The following is a 17,226-nucleotide window of genomic DNA, read 5'->3' as shown; positions in this document are numbered from 1 at the left end:
TCAGAGCACTTCCTTCAGTTCACGGTAGGCGGCCACCAGGGCGGTGGTGGAGGGGTCGAGACCGGGGACGTCCGCGCCCTCGGTCAGGGCGGGCTCGACGCGCTTGGCGAGGACCTTGCCGAGCTCGACGCCCCACTGGTCGAAGGAGTCGATGTTCCAGACCGCGCCCTGGACGAACACCTTGTGCTCGTAGAGGGCGATCAGCTGGCCGAGGACGGAAGGGGTGAGCTCCTTCGCGAGGATCGTGGTCGTGGGGTGGTTGCCCTGGAAGGTGCGGTGCGCCACCTGCTCCTCGGGCACGCCCTCCGCACGGACCTCCTCGGCGGTCTTGCCGAAGGCGAGCGCCTGTCCCTGAGCGAACAGGTTGGCCATCAACAGGTCGTGCTGCGCCTTGAGTTCGTCACTCAGCTCGTCGACCGGGCGGGCGAAGCCGATGAAGTCGGCCGGGATGAGCTTGGTGCCCTGGTGGATCAACTGGTAGTACGCGTGCTGTCCGTTGGTGCCGGGCGTGCCCCACACCACCGGACCGGTCTGCCACTCCACCGGACGGCCGTCGCGCTGCACCGACTTGCCGTTGGACTCCATGTCCAGCTGCTGGAGGTACGCGGTGAACTTGGACAGGTAGTGGCTGTAGGGCAGCACGGCGTGCGACTGGGCGTCGTGGAAGTTGCCGTACCAGATGCCCAGCAGGCCGAGCAGCAGCGGGGCGTTGGCCTCGGCGGGGGCGTTGCGGAAGTGCTCGTCGACGATCCGGAAGCCGTCGAGCATCTCCCGGAAGCGGTCCGGGCCGATGGCGATCATCAGGGAGAGCCCGATCGCCGAGTCGTAGGAGTAGCGGCCGCCGACCCAGTCCCAGAACTCGAACATGTTGTCCGGGTCGATGCCGAAGTCCGTGACCTTCTCGGCGTTCGTCGACAGGGCCACGAAGTGCTTCGCGACGGCCTTGTCGTCGTGGAGTCCGGCGGGGCCCTCGAGGAGCCAGGAGCGGGCCGAGGTGGCGTTGGTGATCGTCTCGATCGTGGTGAACGTCTTCGACGCCACGATGAACAGGGTCTCCGCCGGGTCCAGGTCCCGCACCGCCTCGTGCAGGTCGGCGCCGTCCACGTTGGAGACGAAACGGAAGGTCAACTCCCGTGCTGTGAAGGCCCGCAGGGCCTCGTACGCCATCGCGGGACCGAGGTCGGAGCCGCCGATGCCGATGTTGACGACGTTCCTGATCCGCTTGCCGGTGTGGCCGGTCCACTCGCCGGAGCGGACCCGGTGCGCGAAGTCGCTCATCTTGTCCAGTACGGCGTGCACACGGGGCACGACGTTCTCGCCGTCGACCTCGACGACCGCGTTCGCGGGAGCGCGCAGCGCGGTGTGCAGGACCGCCCGGTCCTCGGTGAGGTTGATCCGCTCACCGCGGAACATGGCGTCCCGCAGGCCGAACACGTCGGTGGCGGTGGCCAGTTCCTGGAGCAGGGCCAGGGTCTCGTCGGTGATCAGGTGCTTGGAGTAGTCGATGCGCAGATCGCCGACGCGCACGACGTAGCGCTCCGCGCGCCCCGGGTCCTTCGCGAACAGCTCGCGCAGACGGGGGGTCCCCTCGGCGCGGTGGTCCTCCAGGGCCGTCCACTCGGGGCGGCGCGTCAGCAGGGGGGAGTCAGACATGAGCAGGGGTCTCCTTGCTTCCCTCGCCCCGGAGGGCGACGGCGTACATCTCGTCGGCGTCGAGGCGGCGAAGTTCCTCGGCGATGAGTTCGGAGGTGGTGCGGACCTTGAGGGCGAGGGTGCGGGAGGGCTGGCCCGGCAGGGACAGCGTGGCCAGCGGGCCCTCGGGGCGGTCGATGACGATCTCGCCGTTCGCGGTGCCCAGACGGACGGCCGTGACGACCGGACCGGCGGTGACGACCCGCTCGATCCGCACCTTGAGGCGGGCCTCCAGCCAGCGCGCGAGGAGTTCGGCGGCGGGGTTGTCGGCCTCGGCCTCCACGGCCCCGGAGATGATCTGCGCCCGGGCCTGGTCGAGGGCCGCCGCCAGCATCGAGCGCCACGGCGTCAGTCGGGTCCAGGCGAGGTCGGTGTCGCCGGGCGCGTAGGAGCGGACCCGGGTGTCCAGCACCGCGAGGGGGTCCTCGACGGCGTACAGGTCGGTGATCCGGCGCTGGGCCAGTGCGCCCAGCGGGTCCTTCGCCGGGTTCTCCGGCGCGTCCACCGGCCACCACACGACCACCGGGGCGTCCGGCAGCAGCAGCGGCAGCACCACGGAGTCGGCGTGGTCGGAGACCTCGCCGTAGGTCCTGAGGATCACCGTCTCGCCGGTGCCGGCGTCGGCGCCCACGCGGACCTCGGCGTCCAGCTTGGAGGACATCCGGTCGCGGGCGGTGCGGGCGTGCCGCTTGATGACGACCAGGGTGCGCGAGGGGTGCTCGTGCGAGGCCTCCTCGGCCGCCTTGATCGCGTCGTAGGCGTTCTCCTCGTCCGTGACGATCACCATCGTCAGGACCATGCCCACGGCGGGCGTCCCGATGGCGCGGCGACCCTGCACCAGCGCCTTGTTGATCTTGCTTGCCGTGGTGTCGGTCAGGTCGATCTTCATGGCCTGCGCCAGCTCCGTCCGTCTCGTGCGAGCATCTCGTCGGCTTCCTCGGGTCCCCAGGTACCCGACGCGTACTGCGCCGGACGGCCGTGGTGGGCCCAGTGCTCCTCGATCGGGTCGAGGATCTTCCAGGACTCTTCCACTTCCTGGTGACGCGGGAACAGGTTGGCGTCCCCGAGGAGGACATCCAGGATGAGCCGCTCGTAGGCCTCCGGGCTGGACTCCGTGAACGACTCGCCGTACGCGAAGTCCATCGTCACGTCCCGGATCTCCATCGAGGTGCCCGGCACCTTCGACCCGAACCGGACCGTCATGCCCTCGTCCGGCTGCACCCGGATGACGATGGCGTTCTTGCCGAGCTCCTCGGTGGCCGTGTGGTCGAAGGGGGAGTGCGGGGCGGACTGGAAGACGACGGCGATCTCGGTCACGCGCCGGCCCAGCCGCTTGCCGGTCCTCAGGTAGAACGGCACGCCCGCCCAGCGGCGGTTGTCGACGTTCAGCCTGATGGCCGCGTAGGTGTCCGTGGTGGAGTGGGGGTCGATGCCCTCCTCCTCCAGGTACCCGAGCACCTTCTCGCCGCCCTGCCAGGCACCCGCGTACTGCCCGCGCACGGCGCTCTTGCCGATGTCCTCCGGCAGCTTCACGGCCCGCAGGACCTTCAGCTTCTCGGTGAGCAGCGACTCGGCGTCGAAGGCGGCCGGCTCCTCCATGGCGGTCAGGGCCATCAGCTGGAGCAGGTGGTTCTGGATGACGTCACGGGCGGCGCCGATGCCGTCGTAGTAGCCGGCCCGGCCGCCGATGCCGATGTCCTCGGCCATCGTGATCTGCACGTGGTCGACGTACGACCGGTTCCAGATCGGCTCGTACATCTGGTTGGCGAAGCGCAGTGCCAGGATGTTCTGGACGGTCTCCTTGCCCAGGTAGTGGTCGATCCGGAACACCTGGTCCGGCTCGAACACGTCGTGCACGAGGGCGTTGAGCTCGCGGGCGCTCTTCAGGTCGCGGCCGAACGGCTTCTCGATGACCGCGCGCCGCCAGGACCCCTCGGGGGCGTCCGCGAGACCGTGCTTCTTGAGCTGCTTCACGACCTTCGGGAAGAACTTCGGCGGCACGGAGAGGTAGAAGGCGTAGTTGCCGCTGGTGCCGCGGGCCTTGTCGAGGTCCTCGACGGTCTGGCGCAGCTGCTTGAACGCCGTGTCGTCGTCGAAGTCGCCCGGGATGAACCGCATGCCCTCGGAGAGCTGCTGCCAGACCTCCTCACGGAACTCGGTCCGCGCGTGCTCGCGCACTGAGTCGTGCACGATCTGCGCGAAGTCCTCGTCCTCCCAGTCCCGGCGGGCGAACCCGACGAGCGAGAAGCCCGGCGGGAGCATGCCGCGGTTGGCGAGGTCGTAGACGGCCGGCATCAGCTTCTTGCGGGACAGGTCGCCGGTGACGCCGAAGATGACGAGACCGGAGGGCCCGGCGATCCGGGGGAGACGCCGGTCGCGCTCGTCGCGCAGCGGGTTCTCCCAGTCGGCGGTGATGGTCATTCCGCGTCAACTCCCTTGCTGTTCAGCGACTTGGTGACGGCGTCCAGCAGGTCCTGCCAGGCCACCTCGAACTTGGCGACGCCCTCGTCCTCCAGCTGCCGCACGACCTCGTCGTAGGAGATCCCGAGCGCCTCCACGGCGGCCAGGTCGGCGCGGGCCTGCGCGTAGCCGCCGGTCACCGTGTCGCCGGTGATGCCGCCGTGGTCGGCGGTGGCGTTCAGCGTGGCCTCGGGCATGGTGTTGACCGTGCCGGGGGCGACCAGGTCGTCGACGTAGAGGGTGTCCTTGTAGGCCGGGTCCTTCACGCCGGTCGAGGCCCACAGCGGGCGCTGCCGGTTGGCGCGGGCGCCGCCCAGAGAGTTCCAGCGCGCTCCGGAGAAGACCTCCTCGTACGCCTGGTAGGCGAGCCGCGCGTTGGCGAGCGCCGCCCTGCCCTTGAGCGCGAGGGCCTGCTCCGTGCCGAGGACGGTGAGCCGCTTGTCGATCTCGGAGTCGACCCGGGAGACGAAGAACGAGGCGACCGAGTGGATCGTGGAGAGGTCGAGGCCCTTCTTCGCGGCCTTCTCCAGGCCGGCCAGGTAGGCGTCCATGACCTCGCGGTAGCGCTCCAGCGAGAAGATCAGCGTGACGTTGACGCTGATGCCGAGGGCGATGACCTCGGTGATCGCGGGGAGGCCGGCCTTCGTCGCCGGGATCTTGATCATGACGTTGGGGCGGTCCACCAGCCAGGCGAGCTGCCTGGCCTCGGCGACCGTCGCCCGGGTGTTGTGGGCCAGACGGGGGTCCACCTCGATGGAGACCCGGCCGTCCCGGCCGCCGGTGGCGTCGTACACCGGGCGCAGCACGTCGGCGGCGGCGCGGACGTCGGCGGTCGTCATCATCCGGACGGCCTCGTCGACCGTCACGCCCCGGGCGGCGAGGTCGCTCAGCTGCTCCTCGTAGCCCGCTCCGGAGCCGATGGCGGCCTGGAAGATGGAGGGGTTGGTGGTGACGCCGACGACGTGCTTCGTGGCGACGAGCTCGGCGAGGTTCCCTGACTCGATCCGCTTGCGTGACAGGTCGTCCAGCCAGATGGAGACGCCCTCGTCGGACAGGCGCTTGAGTGCTCCCGCGGTGGCGGTAGCTTCGGTCACTTTGATCATCTTCTTTCTGGCGGTCGGATCAACCACGCGCGGCGGCCAGCGATTCCCTGGCTGCTGCGGCGACGTTCTCGGCGGTGAAGCCGTACTCGGCGAACAGGGTCTTCGCGTCGGCGGAGGCGCCGAAGTGTTCGAGGGAGACGATGCGTCCTGCGTCACCAATGAAGCGGTACCACGTCAGACCGATACCGGCCTCGATTGCGACGCGGGCTCGCACGGACGGCGGAAGGACCCGCTCGCGGTACTCCTTCGGCTGCTGCTCGAACCATTCCACGGACGGCATCGACACCACCCGGGTGCCGACCCCCTCGGCCTCCAGCCGCTCCCGCGCGGCGACGGCGAGCTGGACCTCGGAACCGGTGGCGATGAGGACGACGTCGGGGGTCTCCTTCGACGACTCGGCAAGGACGTATCCGCCCCTGGCCGCGTCCGGGTTCGGCGCGTAGGTCGGCACGCCCTGGCGGGTGAGCGCGAGGCCGTGCGGGGCCGGGTCGGTGGCGTGCCGCTTCAGGATCTCGGCCCAGGCGATCGCGGTCTCGTTGGCGTCGGCCGGGCGGACCACGTTCAGGCCCGGGATGGCGCGCAGCGACGCCAGGTGCTCGACCGGCTGGTGCGTCGGGCCGTCCTCACCGAGACCGATGGAGTCGTGTGTCCAGACGTAGGTGACGGGCAGCTGCATCAGCGCGGACAGCCGGACCGCGTTGCGCATGTAGTCGGAGAACACCAGGAAGGTGCCGCCGTAGATCCGGGTGTTGCCGTGCAGCGCGATGCCGTTCATCTCGGCGGCCATCGAGTGCTCGCGAATCCCGAAGTGGACCGTTCGGCCGTACGGGTCGGCCTCCGGCAGCGGGTTGCCCTCCGGGAGGAAGGAGCTGGTCTTGTCGATCGTGGTGTTGTTCGAGCCGGCGAGGTCGGCGGAACCGCCCCACAGCTCGGGCAGCACCGGGCCGAGCGCCTGGAGGACCTTGCCGGAGGCGGCCCGGGTCGCGACCGAGGCGCCCTCCTCGAACACGGGGATCGCGGACTCCCAGCCCTCGGGGAGCTGGCCCGCGACCACCCGGTCGAAGAGCCGCGCCCGCTCGGGCTGCTCACCGCGCCAGGCGGAGATCTGCTTGTCCCAGGCCGCGTGCGCCTCGGCACCCCGGTCCAGGGCCTGCCGGGTGTGGGCGAGGACCTCGTCGGCGACCTCGAAGCTCTTGTCCGGGTCGAAGCCGAGGACGCGCTTGGTGGCGGCGACCTCGTCGGCGCCGAGCGCGGAGCCGTGGGCGGCCTCGGTGTTCTGGGCGTTCGGGGCGGGCCAGGCGATGACCGTGCGCATCGCGATGATCGAGGGGCGCCCGGTCTCGGCCTGGGCCGTCTTCAGGGCCCCGTACAGGGCCTGTACGTCGATGTCGCCGTCGGCGCCGGGCTCGATGCGCTGGGTGTGCCAGCCGTAGGCCTCGTAGCGCCCCAGGACGTCCTCGGAGAACGCGGTCGCGGTGTCGCCCTCGATGGAGATGTGGTTGTCGTCGTAGAGGAAGACCAGGTTGCCGAGCCTCTGGTGGCCGGCGAGGGAGGAGGCCTCGGCGGAGATGCCCTCCTGGAGGTCGCCGTCGGAGACGATCGCCCAGATGGTGTGGTCGAAGGGGGACTCGCCCTCGGGGGCCTCGGGGTCGAACAGGCCGCGCTCGTAGCGGGCGGCCATCGCCATGCCGACGGCGTTGGCGACACCCTGGCCGAGCGGACCGGTGGTGGTCTCGACGCCCGCGGTGTGCCCGTACTCGGGGTGACCGGGCGTCTTGGAGCCGTGGGTGCGGAACGCCTTCAGGTCGTCGAGCTCCAGCTCGTACCCGGAGAGGAAGAGCTGGGTGTAGAGCGTCAGCGAGGTGTGGCCGGGGGAGAGGACGAAGCGGTCACGGCCGGTCCACTCGGGGTCCGCCGGGTCGTGCCGCATCACCTTCTGAAAGATCGTGTACGCCGCCGGGGCCAGGGCCATCGCGGTCCCCGGGTGTCCGTTGCCGACCTGCTGCACGGCATCGGCCGCCAGCAGGCGGGCGGTGTCGACGGCACGCCGGTCGAGTTCGGTCCATTCGAAGGTGTCCGGTGTCTGCGTGCTCATCTTCAAGAAATCCTCGATCGGAGCGGGATTGCTGGTCTGACGTGTTCGAACTTAAAAGTCTGACTTTTACGGGGGAAGGTCGCGGTGTGCCAGCCTGTGGTGAAAGTGGGACACGGAACGCTTCAGGCGGGCGGCGCGAGAAGGACATGGCGGACAGAACGACCCAAGGCTCCATCCAAGGCGGAGCCGATGACGGCCAGGTGGACGGGATCAGAACGTTCCCCTTTCCCGTCGAGCTCAGCGTGGGCGGAGTGGGCATGCAGGTGGGGCCCATGGGAACCGACCGCACCTGGCATGCGGATGCCCCGCTGGAGCGTGTGCACCGCATCGACTTCCATGTCGTGATGCTCTTCGACGGCGGACCCGTCCGCCACATGATCGACTTCGCCGAGTACGAGGCGACGGCGGGCGACCTGTTGTGGATCCGCCCGGGTCAGGTCCACCGTTTCTCCCCGACGAGCGAGTACCGCGGAACCGTGCTCACCATGCAACCGGGGTTCCTGCCGCGGGCGACGGTGGAGGCGACGGGGCTCTACCGCTACGACCTGCCGCCCCTGCTGCGGCCCTCGGAGCCGCAGTTGGCCGGACTCAAGGCGGGACTGGCCCAGCTCCAGCGGGAGTACGAGGACACGGCGACCCTCCCGCTGAGCCTGCACACCGCGGTCCTGCGGCACACCCTGACGGCGTTCCTGCTGCGCCTCGCCCATCTGGCGGCGAGCTCGGCGGACGCGGGGCGGCAGGCGGAGTCGACGTTCACCCTGTTCCGGGACGCCGTGGAGAAGGGGTTCGCCACCAACCACAGCGTCAGCGCCTACGCCGACGCGCTCGGTTACTCCCGCCGGACCCTGGTGCGCGCGGTCCGCGCGGCGACGGGGGAGACGCCCAAGGGGTTCATCGACAAGCGGGTGGTCCTGGAGGCCAAGCGCCTGCTGGCCCACACGGACCTGCCGATCGGCCGGGTGGGGGCGGCGATCGGCTTCCCGGACGCGGCGAACTTCTCGAAGTTCTTCCAGCAGCACACGGAGATGACACCGGCGGCGTTCCGGGCGGAGTTGCGGTGAGTTCCCGGGGAGTTGAGGCTCCGTCAGGTTTGTCATGTCCATTTGACTGGGTCTTTGCCGTGCATGACCTGTGCGAGAGGCGAACTTTGCCCGGCATGACCCGCGGTTCGCCCGGCCTTCACTCGGGGCCGGCCCGAGCCCCCTACTGTTGCCGCGCCGCCACCCCCACGAACGTCCGTCACCTCTGTCCGGAGGACAGTCATGGCCGCCGTCAAGGCACCCTCGCGCAAACGACGTTCCCTCTCCGCGCTCGCCGGAGCCCTCGCCCTCACCGCCGCCTCGGTCGGCGTGTGGGCGGCGACCGCCACCACCGCCCAGGCCGCCGCGCTCCCCACCCCCGACCACGTGGTCGTCGTGGTCATGGAGAACCACGCCTACTCCCAGGTCATCGGCAGCTCCAGCGCCCCCTACCTCAACAACACGCTCAAGGCGGGAGGCGCGGACCTCACCCAGTCCTACGGCCTCACCCACCCGAGCGAGCCCAACTACTACATGCTGTTCTCCGGCTCCAACCAGGGCCGCACCGACGACAGTTGCGTGAGCGTCGGGTCGATCTCCGCCCCCAACCTCGCCTCGGAACTCATCGCCGCGGGCAAGACCTGGGCGAGCTGGAACGAGTCGCTGCCCAGCCAGGGTTCGACGACGTGCAGCAGCGGGAACTACGCGCAGAAGCACAACCCCTGGTTCGGCTTCTCCAACGTGCCGACCAGCACGGCCAAGACGTTCGCGCAGTTCCCGAGCGACTACACGACCCTGCCCAAGGTCTCCTTCGTCGTCCCGAACCTGTGCAGCGACATGCACGACTGCTCGGTCTCCACAGGTGACACCTGGATCAAGAACAACCTGGGCGCGTACGCCACCTGGGCCAAGACCCACAACAGCATCCTCGCCGTCACCTTCGACGAGGACAACAAGCTCTCCGGCAACCGGATCCCCACCCTCTTCTACGGGCAGCACGTCACGCCGGGCAGCACCAGCTCCACCACCTGCAACCACTACAACGTGCTGCGCACGATCGAGGATTTGGCCGGCCTGAGCACCCACGCGGGCAACGCCGCCTCGGCCGCCGACATCACCGGCATCTGGAACTGACGCCGGTGTACCTCGCGGACTCCCGCTCCACGGACGCCCGCGGCACCAGGGCCGCCGCCGCACCGGACACCCCTCCGGTGCGGCGGCGGGCCGTCGTGCCGTCCACCGTGCTCGCCCTGGGCGCGGTCAGCCTGATCACGGACGTCTCCTCCGAGATGGTCACCGCCGTCCTGCCGCTGTACGTGGTCGCGGGCCTCGGCCTGTCCCCGCTCGGCTTCGGCCTCCTCGACGGCATCAACAACGGCGTCGGCGCCCTGGTCCGGCTGGCCGGCGGCCATCTCGCCGACCGGGGAGGACACCGGCACAAGCTCGTCGCGGGCCTCGGCTACGGCCTCTCGGCGCTGTGCAAACCCCTGCTGCCGCTGGCCCACACCCTGCCCGTCCTCGGCGCGGTGCTCGCGGTCGACCGCACCGGCAAGGGCCTGCGCACGGCCCCGCGCGACGCGATGATCTCGCTGGCCACCGAACCCGCCCACCGCGGACGGGCGTTCGGCGTCCACCGCGCCATGGACACCACCGGCGCCCTCCTCGGCCCCCTGGTCGCCTTCGCCGTCCTGCGGGCCACCGTCGACGGCTACGACGCCGTCTTCACGGTCAGCGCCTGCGTGGCCGCGCTCGGCGTCCTGGTGCTGGTGCTGTTCGTGCCCCGGCACAACGCCGCTCCCACGGATGCCGTACGACCGTCCCCGGCCCCTGATGCCGTACGACCGTCCCGCTCACCCGAGCCGTCCCGGCCCCCGGCGTTGCGCGACGCGCTCGGGCTGCTGCGACGGCCGGAGCTGCGGCGGCTCACGGTGTGCGCGGCCCTGCTCGGCCTGACCACCGTCAGCGACTCCTTCCTGTACCTGCTGCTCCAGCGCGAGGGCGACCTGCCCGCCCACCTGTTCCCGCTGCTGCCCCTCGGTACCGCCGCCTCCTTCCTGCTGCTCGCCGTCCCGCTGGGCGCGCTCGCCGACCGCGTCAGCCGCCGCCGCCTCTTCCTGGCCGGCCACGGCGTCCTCCTGCTCGGCTACGGCCTGGTGCTCTCCCCGTGGCACGGCGTCCCGGCGGTGCTCGCCGTCCTCGTGCTGCACGGCACCTTCTACGCGGCCACCGACGGAGTCCTCGCGGCCGCCACCGCCTCAGTCGTCCCGGACCGGCACCAGGGCGCCGGGCAGGCACTCGTCGGCACCGGCCAGGCACTGGCCCGGTTCGGCTGCTCGCTCGCCTTCGGCGCCGCCTGGAGCCTGTGGGGCGGCCGGACCGCGCTCGCCGTGGCCGCGGCCGGGCTGGCGGTCAGCGCCGCCGCGGCCGCGTTCCTGCTCCGGACCGGCGACGAGACGGCAGCGACCGTCCCGGAGGTGCGCGCATGACACGGACGACCCGTCTGCTCACCCTTCTTGTCGCCGTCCTCCTGCTGGGCGCGGTCGGCACCGGGGCGGTGCTGCACGCCGCCCACCGGTCGGACCGGAAGGACGAGCAGCAGGCCGACGGACCCACCGTGCGGGCCGGTACCGTCCCGCTGCGCCCGACGGCCCCGCGCCGGCTGCTGGTCCGCAACCTGGCCTGGGGCCCGCACCGCGACGAGATAGCCGCCGTGCCCGCCGACGACCCCGAGGGCCCGCGCACCGCGTCGGGCGTGAAGTGCCTGCGCTTTCACGCCGCGGCCGGCACCGGCATCTGTCTCCAGGCCGTGCACGGCGCTCTGGAGGACACCTACCGTGCGGTGGTGCTCGACTCCCACCTGCGTGTACGGCACCGCTTTCCCGCCGCGGGCATCCCCACCCGGGCCCGGGTCTCGCCCTCCGGACACCTGGTCGCCTGGACGGTGTTCGTCAGCGGCGACTCGTACGCCGGGACGAACTTCTCCACCCGCACGGCGATCGTCGACACCCGCACCTGGACGGTCGACGACAACCTGGAGACCTTCCGCGTCATCAAGGACGGCCGGACTCACCACGCGGCGGACACCAACATCTGGGGCGTCACCTTCGCCGACGACGACCGCTTCTACGCCACGCTCGCCACCGGTGGCCGGACCTACCTGGTGCGCGGCGACGTCACCGCCCGCACCCTCACCACCCTGCACGGCAACGTGGAGTGCCCGTCCCTGTCGCCGGACGGTACCCGCGTCGCCTACAAGAAACGCGTCAAGGGGGCCTCGCCGGAAGCCCCTTGGCGGCTGTACGTCCTGGACCTGCGGACCATGAAGGAGACCGCGACCGCCGAGTCCCGCAACGTCGACGACCAGGCCCTGTGGTCCGACGACCACACCCTCGTCTACGCCCTGCCCGGCGACTACGGCTCGGACCTGTGGACGGTCCCCGCCGACGGCACCGGCGCGGCCCGCCGTCTGATGAAGTCGGCGGTCGCACCTGCGTACCTGGGCTGACACGGGACTGTCCGGGAGACCAGGACCGGCCTCCCGGACAGCCCGACCACCCTGTCAGTGACCGAAGTTGAACCAGTTCACGTTCACGAAGTCGGCCGGCTGGCCGCTGGTGAAGGTCAGATAGACGGAGTGGGTGCCGGTGACCCGGCCGATGTTCGCCGGGACCGTTCTCCAGGACTGCCAGCCACCCGTGTTGGCGACCGAGAAGCTGCCGACCGGAGTCGCCGTCGGGCTGTCCAGCCGTACCTCGACCAGACCGCTCACCCCGCCGGCCGCGCCGCTCGCCACCCGGGCGACGAACTGGGTGGCCCCGGCGGATCCGAAGTCGACGTTCTGGTAGAGCGCCCAGTCGCCGTTGGCCAGCGAGGCGATGTTCTGGCCGCCCCCGGTGTCGGTCGTGGTCTCGGTGCCGACCCCGTTCTGGCCGTTGAAGGACTCCGCCTGGATCGTGCTGTACGCGTCCCGGCCGCCGCTCGGCGGGGGAGTGGTACCGCCACCCCCCGCGGAGAGCACCTGAACGTAGTCCACGACCATGGGCACACCGGACTGCGTGCCGGAGTCCAGCCCGCCGCCGAACGCGTCGGGGAACGCGCCGCCCATCGCCACGTTGAGGATGACGAAGTACCCGTGGTTGGTGGCGTTGGCCCAGGTCGTCGCGTCCACCTGGCTCGCGTTGACGGAGTGGAACTGGGTGCCGTCGACGTAGAAGCGGATCGTCTCGGGGCTCACCGAGCGGTCCCACTCCATGGTGTAGGTGTGGAACGCGGACTGGCAGGTGGAGCCGGGACAGGGGACGTTGTTGCCGATGCCCGTCGTCTCGTTGCAGGGGCCGCCCGGGTTGGTGCCGCAGTGCATGGTGGCCCACACGCGGTTCATGCCCTGGACGTTCTCCATGATGTCCAGCTCACCGACGCCCGGCCAGTTCTGGTAGTTGCCGCGGTAGGGCGCGCCCAGCATCCAGAACGCGGGCCAGTAGCCCTCGGCGGCGGTGCCGGTGACGTTCGGCATCTGGATGCGGGCCTCGACGCGCAGCTTGCCGCCGGCCGGCGGCTGGAAGTCGGTGCGGTTGGTCTCGATGCGGCCCGAGGTCCAGTTGCCGGCCGCGTTGCGCAGCGGGGTGATGCGCAGGTTGCCGTTGCCGTCCAGCGCCACGTTGCTGGTGCTGTTGGTCATCGTCTCGACCTCGCCGGTGCCCCAGTTCGCGGGGCCGCCCGGATACGAAGTCCCGGTCGCGTACTGCCAGTTCGAGGTGTTGACGCCGGTCCCCGCGGTGCCGTTGAAGTCGTCGACGAAGACCTGTGACCAGCCGGTCGGCGGGGTGGGGGCGGAGGCGTCGGCGGGGAGGGTGGCGGCGGTCGCGAGGGCCGCGGCCAGACCGAGGGTGCTCAGGACGGCGACGAGGGCCCGCCGCCGTCTGGGTATACCGGAGGTTTCACTCATGGGGGTGCCTCTCGGGTACGGGGAGAAGTGAGCGCGGGTGTCTTCGGGAGCCGTTGAGAGCGCTCTCAAAGTGGGCCCAATGTGCTCGCAGTCACTCCGGCCGTCAAGAGGTTGAGCCGTGAAAGTCCTTTCGGCCCCGGTGAGTTCACCCTCTGAAACCGGGCGCACCCGCTAGACGGCGCTGCCCGCCTTCCAGTCCGCCCACGACAGGTTCCAGCCGTTGAGCCCGTTCGACGGCTCCACGGTCCTCTCGCCGGAGTTCCTCACGATCACGACGTCGCCGAGCATGGAGCTCTTGTAGAACTTGTAGCCGTTCACGGACGGGTCGTTCGCGCCCTTCGCGTCGTGCAGGCCGACACAGCCGTGGCTGGTGTTCTGGTGACCGAACACCGAGGTGGACGCCCAGTAGTTGCCGTGGACGAAGGTCCCGGAGGTGGTCAGGCGCTGGGCGTGCGGGACGTCGGGGATGTCGTACTCGTCGCCGAGGCCGACCGTCGAGGACTCCATGCGGGTCTGCTGGAACCGCTCGCTGATGACCATGATCCCGGACCAGGTGGTGTGGCCGGAGTCGCCGCCGGAGACCGGGTAGGTGGCGATCGCCGAGCCGTCGCGCCTGACCGTCATCTCCTTGGTGGCCAGGTCGACCGTGCTGATCTGCTCGCGGCCGATGTGGAAGGTGACGTCCTTCGACTGGACGCCGTAGACGCCGTCCGCGCCCTGCACGTCCTTGAGCCGGAGACCGAGCGTGATCTTCGTGCCGGGCGCCCAGTAGGTCTCCGGGCGGAAGTCGAGCCGGGTATCGCTGAACCAGTGGCCCACGATCTCCACCGCGGGCTCCGCCGTCACAGTGATCGCCTTCTGGACGGCGGCCCGGTCGGACACGGCGTGGGTGAAGTTGACCGACACCGGCATGCCGACGCCGGAGGTGGAGTTCGCCTCGGGGGTGAAGTAGCCCACGAAGGTCTCGCCGGGGGACCTGGTGGTGAAGGTCGTGGTCTGCGCGGTGCCGGTCTGCGCGGTCGCCGTCACCGTGTACTTCGTGCCCGAGTACGGGTTCCTCGTCGAAGTCCACCTGGTCCTGGCCTCGTCGAGGGTTCCGGCCAGCGTGGAGCCGTCGTTGCCGGTCACCTTCACGGAGGCCAGCGTGCCGTCGGTGACGGTGACCTGGACGGGGCTCGCGAAGTCGGCCTTGGTGGTGCCGTCGGCGGGGGTGACCGCGATGGTCGCCTTCTTCGCGGCGGCCCGTGCGGACGGGGCCGCTGTCGGTGTCGCGGACGCCTCCGAGGCGTCCGCGGAATCGCCGCATCCCGTCAGGACGACAGCGGCCGGCACGGCACCCAGAACGGCGAGCACCCCGCGCCGGGACCACCTCTCCCTCTCTCGTCCGGACCGGTTCGATATGTGCGGGACGCCCACGGCACACCTTCCTGAGAAATCCGCCTCTGCGGGTGCATGCTGCCGCGCGCACCTGTGCTGATCCTTGGAATCAGCGGTCCGCCGCCTGAGATTCCGGTGAGGACTCGGCACGGAGGGGCGGTGCGGGCGCCGTCTCCCGCAGCCCGAACCGTTCGTGCGCCCGGCGCAGCGACTTCGGGGCCCACCAGGCACGCCTGCCGAGCAGCGCCATCGTCGCCGGGACCAGCAGCATCCGTACGACCGTCGCGTCGATCAGCACGGCCAGGGTCAGCCCGAGGCCGATCTGGAGGATGGGCGAGAAGCCGCCGGTCATGAAGGCGCCGAAGACCACCGCGAGCAGCAGCGCGGCACAGGTGACGACCCGCCCCGAGCGGCGCAGCCCGGTCACCACCGCCTCCCGCTCGTCCCCGCCGTGCCGGCGGGCCGTGGAGCCCGTCGGCAGACCCCTGCCTGCCTCGCGACGCCCGGAACGCACGCCCGCGCCGTGGCCGGACCGCTCACGTGGCTCCTCGCCCGCGCTCGAAGCCGCTCGCGCGGCGGGCCCCCCGTCGAGGGCGCCCCGGCGCCTTGCGATCGCACGCGCCGGCGGCCGCGACGCACGGTCGGCGAGGGTGCGACTCCGGTCGGCCGACAGGCTCTCCCGCATCCGGGCCAGGATGAAGATCTCGTAGTCCATGGCCAGCCCGAAGGCGATCGACACGATCAGCGGAGGCGCGGTCAGGCTCAGCGCGCCCAGCCCCTCGCCGCCGAGCAGCCCGGCCCCGTGGCCGTCCTGGAAGACCCACACCACCACCCCGAGCGCGGCGCCCAGGCTGAGCAGCGTGGTCGCGACGGTGCGCAGCGGGAGCAGTACCGAGCCGGTGAAGGCGAACAGCAGGACGAAGATGGCGGCCAGGACGGTCAGCGCGGCCCAGGGTGCCCGCTCGGCGAGCATCGCGCGGAAGTCGACCAGCCGGGCCGCGACCCCGGTGACCTGGACGGGCTCGTCGCCGCGTATCTCCCGGACCCGTTCGACCAGGCCGGTGGCCGCCCCGCCGTCCACGCTGCCCGGCGGTGGCAGTTCCACGACCGTGGTGCCGCCCGGCAGGTCACGGGACTCGGCCTGCGGGACCAGGGCGCGGATCCGGTCGGCGGTCGCGGGGGAGGTGCCGGGCCCGAGGACCACCACCACGGGGGAGACCCCGGTGCCCTTCGGGAAGTGCGCGTCGACCGTGTCGTACAACTGCCGAGCCTCGGTGGACGCGGGCAGCTGCCGGGCGTCCCCGATGGCGATGCGCAGGCCCGTCACGGGCACGGCCAGGAGCAGCAGGACCGGGACGACGGTGACCAGGACGGCGGTCCGGCGGCGCTGCGCGAAGCGGGCGAGGCGGGCGAAGACCCTGCCCTCCTCGTCCTCGGAACGCGCCTTCGAGGGCCGGATGCGCCCGCCGAACCTGGTGAGCAGCGCGGGCAGCAGGGTGACCGCGGCCAGCATGTCGACCACCACGACCGCAGCGACGGCCAGGCCCATGCTGCGCAGGAACACGCTCGGGAAGACCAGCAGTCCGGTCAGGGAGACGGCCACGGTGAGCCCGGAGAACAGGACGGTCCGGCCGGCCGAGGCGACCGTGCGGTGCACGGCCTCCACCACGTCGTCGGTGTGCCGGCGTTCCTCGCGGAAGCGGACCAGCGTCAACAGGGCGTAGTCGACGGCGAGTCCGAGGCCCAGCATGGTGGTGACCTGGATCGCGTAGACCGAGATGTCGGTGACCTGGCTGAAGACGAACAGGCCGAGGAACGCGCCCGCGATCCCGCTCACCGCGATCACCAGCGGCAGTGCGGCGGCGCGCAGTCCGCCGAACACGACGAGCAGCAGGGCGAGGACGACCGGCAGGGAGACCGACTCGGCTTTCTTCACGTCCTGCTGGGCCCGCTCGCCGAGCTGCCTGCCGAGGAGTTCGCCGCCGCTGACGTGCACGTCGGGCGCGTCGATCCGCTTGATGGTCTCCACCGCCGAGTCCGTGGCCTCCTCCTCGGCCTCGTCGCCGAGACCGCCCTCGAAGGTGACGGGGATGACGAGGGCCTGTCCGTCACGGGCGGTGAGACCGGGGGTGGTGTACGGGTCCGGTACGTCGGCGACCCCGGCGATCCGGCGGACCTCGGCGACGGTCCGCTCGACCTGGGCGCGCAGGGCCGCGTCGGACACGGCCTCGCCCGCGACGACCGCGGTGACGGACTCGCCGGTCGGGTCGATGCGCGAGAGGTGGTCGTCGGCCAGGTCGGACTCGGTGCCGGGGACATCGGGCACGTCGTCGGAGAGGTCGGCGAAGACCCCCGTCCCGAGGCCGAAGCCCAGCAGCAGGAACGCGGCCCAGAGGCCGATGACGGTGAGCGGGCGACGGGTCGCCGCCCGGGCGAGCGTGGAGAGCACGGGGGCCTCCCGGCGGGTTGGCGGTGGCTGGTGGCACCGGTGGTCGAAGGCACGGCGGTCGAAGGCGCGGTGGTCGAGAGCGCCGG

Annotated in this window: 12 protein-coding genes; 4 read left to right on the top strand and 8 right to left on the bottom strand. The window is 71.0% G+C overall.

Annotated features, from left to right (window positions below):
• Genes pgi through tkt form a run of 5 tightly spaced genes read right to left on the bottom strand, consistent with a single transcriptional unit; the run spans position 1 to position 7,350 of the window.
• Entirely contained in the window at positions 1–1,653 is a 1,653-nt protein-coding gene (pgi, locus tag H295_RS0111785) for a glucose-6-phosphate isomerase (RefSeq protein WP_020135565.1), read from the bottom strand.
• Entirely contained in the window at positions 1,646–2,581 is a 936-nt protein-coding gene (opcA, locus tag H295_RS0111780) for a glucose-6-phosphate dehydrogenase assembly protein OpcA (RefSeq protein WP_020135564.1), read from the bottom strand. The genes pgi and opcA overlap by 8 nt, the downstream gene beginning before the upstream one ends.
• Positions 2,578–4,113, bottom strand: coding sequence for a glucose-6-phosphate dehydrogenase (gene zwf, locus H295_RS0111775; protein WP_020135563.1), 1,536 nt, complete (start codon positions 4,111–4,113; stop codon positions 2,578–2,580). The genes opcA and zwf overlap by 4 nt, the downstream gene beginning before the upstream one ends.
• Entirely contained in the window at positions 4,110–5,255 is a 1,146-nt protein-coding gene (tal, locus tag H295_RS0111770; RefSeq protein WP_028809270.1) for a transaldolase, read from the bottom strand. Before tal ends, zwf begins: the two co-directional genes overlap by 4 nt.
• Before the next feature lie 19 nt (positions 5,256–5,274).
• The gene (gene tkt, locus H295_RS0111765; protein ID WP_020135561.1) at positions 5,275–7,350 is read right to left on the bottom strand and encodes a transketolase; all 2,076 of its coding nucleotides are present in this window, start codon (positions 7,348–7,350) and stop codon (positions 5,275–5,277) included.
• Positions 7,351–7,496: 146 nt separating this feature from the next.
• Here tkt and H295_RS0111760 point away from each other — a divergent pair, with 146 nt between their 5' ends.
• From H295_RS0111760 to H295_RS0111745, 4 genes are all read left to right on the top strand, one after another.
• On the top strand, positions 7,497–8,411 hold the full coding sequence (locus H295_RS0111760; protein WP_028809269.1) for a helix-turn-helix domain-containing protein: 915 nt from the start codon (positions 7,497–7,499) through the stop codon (positions 8,409–8,411).
• Positions 8,412–8,612: 201 nt separating this feature from the next.
• Positions 8,613–9,503 (top strand): alkaline phosphatase family protein, encoded by an 891-nt coding sequence (locus H295_RS0111755; RefSeq protein WP_020135559.1) that lies wholly within the window; start codon positions 8,613–8,615, stop codon positions 9,501–9,503.
• Between the two features lie 5 nt (positions 9,504–9,508).
• A complete protein-coding gene (locus H295_RS0111750; protein WP_020135558.1) occupies positions 9,509–10,855 on the top strand; it encodes an MFS transporter in 1,347 nt (448 codons plus the stop codon).
• Positions 10,852–11,874 carry a TolB family protein gene (locus H295_RS0111745; RefSeq protein WP_020135557.1) on the top strand — a complete coding sequence of 341 codons (1,023 nt, stop codon included), beginning with the start codon at positions 10,852–10,854 and terminating at the stop codon, positions 11,872–11,874. Before H295_RS0111750 ends, H295_RS0111745 begins: the two co-directional genes overlap by 4 nt.
• Before the next feature lie 54 nt (positions 11,875–11,928).
• Here H295_RS0111745 and H295_RS0111740 read toward each other — a convergent pair whose 3' ends face one another.
• The 3 genes from H295_RS0111740 to H295_RS0111730 all read right to left on the bottom strand — a co-directional run bounded on the left by H295_RS0111740 (position 11,929) and on the right by H295_RS0111730 (position 17,140).
• Positions 11,929–13,314 (bottom strand): glycoside hydrolase family 16 protein, encoded by a 1,386-nt coding sequence (locus H295_RS0111740; protein WP_020135556.1) that lies wholly within the window; start codon positions 13,312–13,314, stop codon positions 11,929–11,931.
• Between the two features lie 171 nt (positions 13,315–13,485).
• The gene (locus H295_RS0111735) at positions 13,486–14,730 is read right to left on the bottom strand and encodes a L,D-transpeptidase (RefSeq protein WP_028809268.1); all 1,245 of its coding nucleotides are present in this window, start codon (positions 14,728–14,730) and stop codon (positions 13,486–13,488) included.
• 70 nt (positions 14,731–14,800) lie between these two features.
• Positions 14,801–17,140 (bottom strand): MMPL family transporter, encoded by a 2,340-nt coding sequence (locus H295_RS0111730; protein WP_020135554.1) that lies wholly within the window; start codon positions 17,138–17,140, stop codon positions 14,801–14,803.
• Positions 17,141–17,226: the final 86 nt, after the last annotated feature.

Origin of the sequence: Streptomyces sp. 351MFTsu5.1 (assembly GCF_000383655.1) — a bacterium.
GTDB classification, from domain to species: Bacteria; Actinomycetota; Actinomycetes; order Streptomycetales; family Streptomycetaceae; genus Streptomyces; species Streptomyces griseorubiginosus.
Note: the sequence above shows the minus strand (reverse complement) of the source record. Positions and strands in the feature narration are given on the sequence as shown.

Coding starts and splice junctions, on each gene's coding strand:
- H295_RS0111745 (WP_020135557.1), top strand. CDS start 10,852: ATGACACGGACGACCCGTCTGCTCACCCTTCTTGTCGCCGTCCTCCTG.
- H295_RS0111760 (WP_028809269.1), top strand. CDS start 7,497: ATGGCGGACAGAACGACCCAAGGCTCCATCCAAGGCGGAGCCGATGAC.
- H295_RS0111740 (WP_020135556.1), bottom strand. CDS start 13,314: ATGAGTGAAACCTCCGGTATACCCAGACGGCGGCGGGCCCTCGTCGCC.
- pgi (WP_020135565.1), bottom strand. CDS start 1,653: ATGTCTGACTCCCCCCTGCTGACGCGCCGCCCCGAGTGGACGGCCCTG.
- H295_RS0111755 (WP_020135559.1), top strand. CDS start 8,613: ATGGCCGCCGTCAAGGCACCCTCGCGCAAACGACGTTCCCTCTCCGCG.
- tkt (WP_020135561.1), bottom strand. CDS start 7,350: ATGAGCACGCAGACACCGGACACCTTCGAATGGACCGAACTCGACCGG.
- tal (WP_028809270.1), bottom strand. CDS start 5,255: ATGATCAAAGTGACCGAAGCTACCGCCACCGCGGGAGCACTCAAGCGC.
- zwf (WP_020135563.1), bottom strand. CDS start 4,113: ATGACCATCACCGCCGACTGGGAGAACCCGCTGCGCGACGAGCGCGAC.
- opcA (WP_020135564.1), bottom strand. CDS start 2,581: ATGAAGATCGACCTGACCGACACCACGGCAAGCAAGATCAACAAGGCG.